This window comes from Rhizobacter sp. P3_B12, from assembly GCF_056402895.1.
Genome location: NZ_JBFUGN010000399.1, coordinates 1 through 5,312, shown reverse-complemented (window position 1 = coordinate 5,312; position 5,312 = coordinate 1). Strand labels below are relative to the sequence as shown.

The window sequence follows — 5,312 nt, the reverse complement described above, 5'->3', positions numbered from 1 at the left end:
ACGCGAGACTGGGCTGCATCGGGCACGGCGTCGGTGCGCTGGCGCACCGACGACCCCCGCTGCCGGGCGGTACGGCTGATCGCGACTCAGGTCGCGAACTCGCAGGTCAGGTGTGTCACCGTGCCGCGCCAGTAGGTCCTGGGGCCGGCAGGCAGGTGCCAGCTGACTTCGGCGTCCATCGGCAGCAACACGGCTGYGGCCAGCAGCAGGTGCCTGTCAGCCATGGCGAGGCTCCTTCGGCAGAGCGTCGGCGCGCACCTGCGTGCCGGCCGTGCCGTGCACCATGGCGACGATGTGCTCCAGCGAGCCGATGGCCGCGCGGCGCCCGGTCGCGTTCACGAAGTCGCAGGCGGCGGCCACTTTGGGGCCCATCGAGCCGGCGGCGAAATCCGACTGCTGCAGGTCCGACGGCGTGACGCGCCCGAGCGCGCGCTGCGTTGGCTTCCCGTGATCGAGGTACACCGCCTCGACATCGGTGGCGATCACCAGCAGGTCGGCGTGCAGTTCACGTGCCAGCAGGCTGCTGCACGCATCCTTGTCGATCACCGCATCCACGCCATGCAGCCGGTAGCAGTCACTTTCGGCTGCCACTGGGATGCCGCCGCCGCCGGCCGCGATCACCAACACGCCCTGGGCCAGCAGCCACTCGATGGGTTGCAGTCCCAGCACCCGCACCGGTGCCGGCGAGGCCACCACGCGCCGGAATCCCGGGCCGTCGGCTGCCATCGTCCACCCGTGGTCCTTGCCGATGCGCCGGGCCTGCGCTGCGTCGTACATCGGCCCGATCGGCTTGCTCGGCGCGGCGAAGGCAGGGTCGGCCAGGCTCACCTGGATGCGCGTCAACAAGGTGGCCAGCACGCGCGAGGGCAGCAGGTTGGCCAGTTCCTGCTCCAGCAGGTAGCCGATCATGCCGTCGGTCTGCGCGCCCAGCACGTCGAGCGGGTGCGGCTCGTTGCCGGCCTGCGCCGCCTGCAGCGCCAGCAGGCCGATCTGCGGGCCGTTGCCATGTGTGAGCACCAGGCGTGCTCCCTCGGCCACCAGCGCGATCTGCGCGGCGGCGCGCCGGATGTTGGCGAGCTGGTTCGCGCCGGTCGGTGGCTCGCCGCGGCGCAGCAGGGCATTGCCGCCCAGCGCGATGACGATCTTCATGCCTTCAAGCGACATGGCGTGGCTCCCAGCGCCAGTCGGCGATCTCCGGCATGTCGATGCCGTGGCGGTTCACATGGGCCCGGTGTTCCAGCAGCCGGTCGCGCAGGTGCTGTTGTGCGTGGCCGGCACGCTCGTGCACGCGCGGCACGCGGTCGATCGCATCGGCCGCCAGGTGGAAGCGGTCCAGCCGGTTCAGCACCGTCATGTCGAAGGGCGTGGTCGTCGTTCCTTCTTCCTGGTAGCCGTGCACGTGGAAGTTGCCGTGGCTGCGGCGCCGATAGACCAGCCGGTGGACCAGCCACGGGTAGCCATGGAAGGCGAAGATCACCGGCGCATCGGTGCCGAAGATCGAATCGAACGCCGCATCGGCCATGCCATGCGGATGCTCCGACGGCGATTGCAGCACCATCAGGTCGACCACGTTGACCACCCGCACCTTGAGCTCGGGCAGCACGCGGCGCAACAGGTCCACCGCCGCCATTGTCTCCAGCGTGGGCACGTCGCCGGCGCAGGCCATGACCACGTCGGGCGCCACGCCGGCATCGTTGCCGGCCCAGGTCCAGATGCCGGCGCCCTGGGTGCAGTGGCGCGCGGCTGCGTCCATGTCCAGCCATTGCAGTTCGGGCTGCTTGCCGGCGACGATCACGTTGACGTAGTTGCGGCTGCGCAGGCAGTGGTCGACCACCGACAGCAGCGTGTTCGCATCCGGCGGCAGGTAGACGCGCACCACCTCGGCCTTCTTGTTGACGACGTGGTCGATGAAGCCTGGGTCCTGGTGGCTGAAGCCGTTGTGGTCCTGGCGCCAGACGTGGCTGGTCAGCAGGTAGTTCAGCGAGGCGATCGGGCGCCGCCAAGGGATGCCGCGCGTCACCTTCAGCCACTTGGCATGCTGGTTGAACATCGAACCGACGATGTGGATGAAGGCCTCGTAGCAGGAGAAGATGCCGTGCCGCCCGGTCAGCAGGTAGCCCTCCAGCCAGCCCTGGCACAGGTGCTCGCTGAGCACTTCCATCACGCGCCCGTCGGCGCCCACGTGTTCGTCGCCGTCGACGATCTGTGCGCTGCTCATGCGATCGGTCACCTCGAACAAGGCGCCCAGCCGGTTCGACTGGGTCTCGTCCGGCCCCATCACCCGGAAGTTGCGATCGGCGGCGTTCAGGCGCATCACGTCGCGCAGGAACTGGCCGCTGACCCGCGTTGCCTCGGCGGTGACGGCGCCGGGGGCCGGCACCGTGACGGCGTAGTCGCGAAAGTCCGGCAAAGCCAGGTCCTTCAGCAGCAGGCCGCCGTTCGCATGCGGGTTCGCGCTCATGCGCTGCGCGCCGCGCGGCGCGATGGCAGCGATCTCGGCGCGCAGTGCGCCATGCTCGTCGAACAGCTCCTGCGGCCGGTAGCTGCGCAGCCAGTCTTCCAGCAGCGCGACGTGGGCCGGCTTGGTGGCGAAGTCGGTCAGCGGCACCTGGTGCGCGCGGAACGTGCCCTCGATCGGCACGCCGTCGACGCGCTTCGGCCCGGTCCAGCCCTTGGGCGAGCGCAGCACGATCATCGGCCAGCGCGGTCGGTGGCGAAAGCCCCCCGCGCGCGCCTCGGCCTGGATCGCGCGGATGCGGTCGAGCGCGGTGTCGAGCGCGTCGGCCATCAGCCGGTGCATCGTCATCGGGTCGTCGCCCGCCACGAACAGCGGCTCGTGCCCGCAGCCGCGCAGCAGCTGCGCCAGTTCGTCGTCGCCGATGCGCGCGAGCAGCGTCGGGCCGGCGATCTTGTAGCCGTTCAGGTGCAGCACCGGCAGCACCGCGCCGTCGCGCGCCGGGTTCAGGAACTTGTTCGAATGCCAGCTGGCGGCCAGCGCGCCCGTCTCGGCCTCGCCGTCACCGACAACGCAGCAAGCAAGCAGCGCGGGGTTGTCGAACACCGCGCCGTAGGCGTGCAACAGCGAGTAGCCCAGCTCGCCGCCCTCGTGGATCGAGCCCGGCGTTTCGGGGGCCACGTGGCTCGGGATGCCGCCCGGAAAAGAGAACTGCGTGAAGAGCCGCTTCAGGCCGGCCGCGTCGCAACTCACGTGCGGATAGACCTCGCTGTAGCGGCCCTCCAGGTAGGTGTTCGCCACCACGCCCGGCCCGCCGTGTCCGGGGCCGGCGATGAAGAGGGCATCGAGCGCGCGCGCAGTGATCACGCGGTTCATGTGCGCATAGACGAAGTTCAGTCCCGGTGTCGTGCCCCAGTGGCCGAGCAGGCGCGGCTTGATGTGCGACAACTGCAGCGGCTCGCGCAGCAGCGGGTTGTCCATCAGGTAGACCTGCCCGACCGACAGGTAGTTGGCGGCACGCCACCAGGCGTCCAGCAGGTGGAAGTCGGTGTCTGGTCCGGCGGTCGGACGGCCGATGAGGTCGAGTGGCATGGGATTCCCTTGATGCTTCATTCCGGGCGGGTGGCGTCGGGATTGACCAGATGCTGCAGCAACCGAAGCTGCTCCGACTGCACGTCGAGCAGTTCGCGCCATTGGTCTTCGCGCAGCAGGTCGAGCTTGTCGTGGAGCAGCATGATTTCCAGCTCGGCCTTCAGATTCACTTCGTAGTCGTGCTCCGCATGCGAGCGGTCTTTCTCCGCCTGGCGGTTCTGCGACATCAGGATGACCGGCGCCTGGATGGCCGCCAGCATGGACAGGAAGAGATTCAGCAGGATGTAGGGGTAGGGATCGAAGGTGCTGCCTTGCTGTGCCAGCAGCCAGGCGTTGAGCCCGACCCACACGACCATCGTCAGTCCGAACAGGCCGATGAACACCCACGAGCCGCCAAATCGCGCCACTGCGTCGGCCGCACGTGCCGAACGGCCAGGCGCCGGATCGGCGTCGTCTGTCGCCTGTCGCGCGATATGCGCGCGCTGCGCCACGTGGCGCGCCACCTTCTGCGTCCGTGCATCCAGCGAGACGTACGGCGCGCCGAGCAGTTCGGTGGCGATCGCATCGGCGTCTCGAGAGACGGTCGGCCGCCGGCTGCGCGACCGGGAGCCGTGCTTCGATTCAGCGCGCCTTGGCAATGCCGGTTTCATCGGATCTCGCAGTTGCCCGTCTCTATGCCCTGGCTTTCGGTGAAGCCCTCGATCATCGCGGTGAGCTGCGAGTGCATGCCGTCTCAGCCGACGGGTGGACCGTCGCACGTCTCGCCATCGTCGTCTGTCTGCCAGGGCACACAGCTCGCCATGAGTTCGAAGAAGCGTGGGGTGCGGCAGTCCTCGGCCTCACAATGCTTCGGATCGTTGGTCAGCGCGGACGGCCATGAGCGCACATCGCTGCTCATCGCTCATCCGACATGCGCGACAAGCTTTGTGAAGACGCGATGTGGCCTGGGGCAGTCAGTGCCAGGCCCAGGGGGTCAGTCTCATGCTCGACATCCAGCAGGTTGGTTGCAGCGTCCGCTGCTCGGCGAATCCATCGGCGCGCTGCGCATGAACGGGACGTCGGCACCGAGCGCTGCACGTACGGCGCGCATGCCACGCCACTGGCCCATCATCGCCGTCTTCGTCACGATGATCATCCTGCAGGCGTCGGTGGCGGCGTTCAGCATCCAGATGCTTTCCACGGTTCGAGCCTACGTCGCGGGGGAGAGCCTCTATTCCAAGGGGCAGAAGGATGCGCAGATCTACCTGCTGAGCTACGCCGAACAGCACCGGGAGGCGGACTACCAACAGTTCGTATCGGCGCTCGCGAATCCGCTTGGCGATCGCGCCGCACGCGAGGCGCTGCAACGAACGGAGCCGGACATCGCCGCCGCGAGGCGCGGGTTTCTGGATGGCGGCAATCATCCAGACGATATCGACGGCCTCATCCGCATGTTTCGCTTGTTCCAGCACGCTTCTTTCATGTCCACACCCATCGCCACCTGGACGCAGGGCGATCAGACGATCGAAGACATGCGCCGCCTGGTCGACCGTGCGCGGGAGCGAATCCTTGCTGGTGCCCCTCAGTCCGCAGAGGTCGACGAGATGCGCCGGAGGGCCCCGGAGCTGAACGAACAGCTCACTCGGCTTACCAACGCGTTCTCGCTCCAGCTGGGCGAAGCTTCCAGAACAACCCAACGGCTGCTGTTGGGTCTCAATGTCTTCTTCGCCTTCTTGCTGACAGTCTCTGGTCTCATCTTCATACGCCGGAGCGCTCGCCTCCAGGC

General features: G+C 68.0%; 5 protein-coding genes and 1 pseudogene. 1 reads left to right on the top strand and 5 read right to left on the bottom strand.

Annotated elements, in window-relative coordinates:
- Window positions 1-86: 86 nt before the first annotated feature.
- The 5 genes from AC1D01_RS19560 to AC1D01_RS19540 all read right to left on the bottom strand — a co-directional run bounded on the left by AC1D01_RS19560 (window position 87) and on the right by AC1D01_RS19540 (window position 4,445).
- Entirely contained in the window at window positions 87-224 is a 138-nt protein-coding gene (locus AC1D01_RS19560) for a hypothetical protein (protein WP_477869186.1), read from the bottom strand.
- Window positions 217-1,149 carry a carbamate kinase gene (locus tag AC1D01_RS19555; RefSeq protein WP_477869188.1) on the bottom strand — a complete coding sequence of 311 codons (933 nt, stop codon included), beginning with the start codon at window positions 1,147-1,149 and terminating at the stop codon, window positions 217-219. Before AC1D01_RS19555 ends, AC1D01_RS19560 begins: the two co-directional genes overlap by 8 nt.
- A gap of 4 nt (window positions 1,150-1,153) precedes the next feature.
- A complete protein-coding gene (locus AC1D01_RS19550; protein ID WP_477869184.1) occupies window positions 1,154-3,547 on the bottom strand; it encodes a phosphoketolase family protein in 2,394 nt (797 codons plus the stop codon).
- A 17-nt stretch (window positions 3,548-3,564) separates the two neighbouring features.
- Window positions 3,565-4,197 (bottom strand): DUF1003 domain-containing protein, encoded by a 633-nt coding sequence (locus tag AC1D01_RS19545; RefSeq protein ID WP_477869182.1) that lies wholly within the window; start codon window positions 4,195-4,197, stop codon window positions 3,565-3,567.
- A gap of 83 nt (window positions 4,198-4,280) precedes the next feature.
- On the bottom strand, window positions 4,281-4,445 hold the full coding sequence (locus AC1D01_RS19540; RefSeq protein ID WP_477869180.1) for a hypothetical protein: 165 nt from the start codon (window positions 4,443-4,445) through the stop codon (window positions 4,281-4,283).
- Window positions 4,446-4,551: 106 nt separating this feature from the next.
- On the opposite strand from AC1D01_RS19540, the pseudogene AC1D01_RS19535 reads away from it, so the two are divergent.
- Window positions 4,552-5,312, top strand: a pseudogene (locus AC1D01_RS19535) (hypothetical protein); the annotation flags it as partial.

What these genes read in the sequence shown, in the direction of transcription:
- AC1D01_RS19555 (WP_477869188.1), bottom strand. Translation starts at nt 1,149, where the DNA reads ATGAAGATCGTCATCGCGCTGGGCGGCAATGCCCTGCTGCGCCGCGGC.
- AC1D01_RS19550 (WP_477869184.1), bottom strand. Translation starts at nt 3,547, where the DNA reads ATGCCACTCGACCTCATCGGCCGTCCGACCGCCGGACCAGACACCGAC.
- AC1D01_RS19545 (WP_477869182.1), bottom strand. Translation starts at nt 4,197, where the DNA reads ATGAAACCGGCATTGCCAAGGCGCGCTGAATCGAAGCACGGCTCCCGG.
- AC1D01_RS19540 (WP_477869180.1), bottom strand. Translation starts at nt 4,445, where the DNA reads ATGAGCAGCGATGTGCGCTCATGGCCGTCCGCGCTGACCAACGATCCG.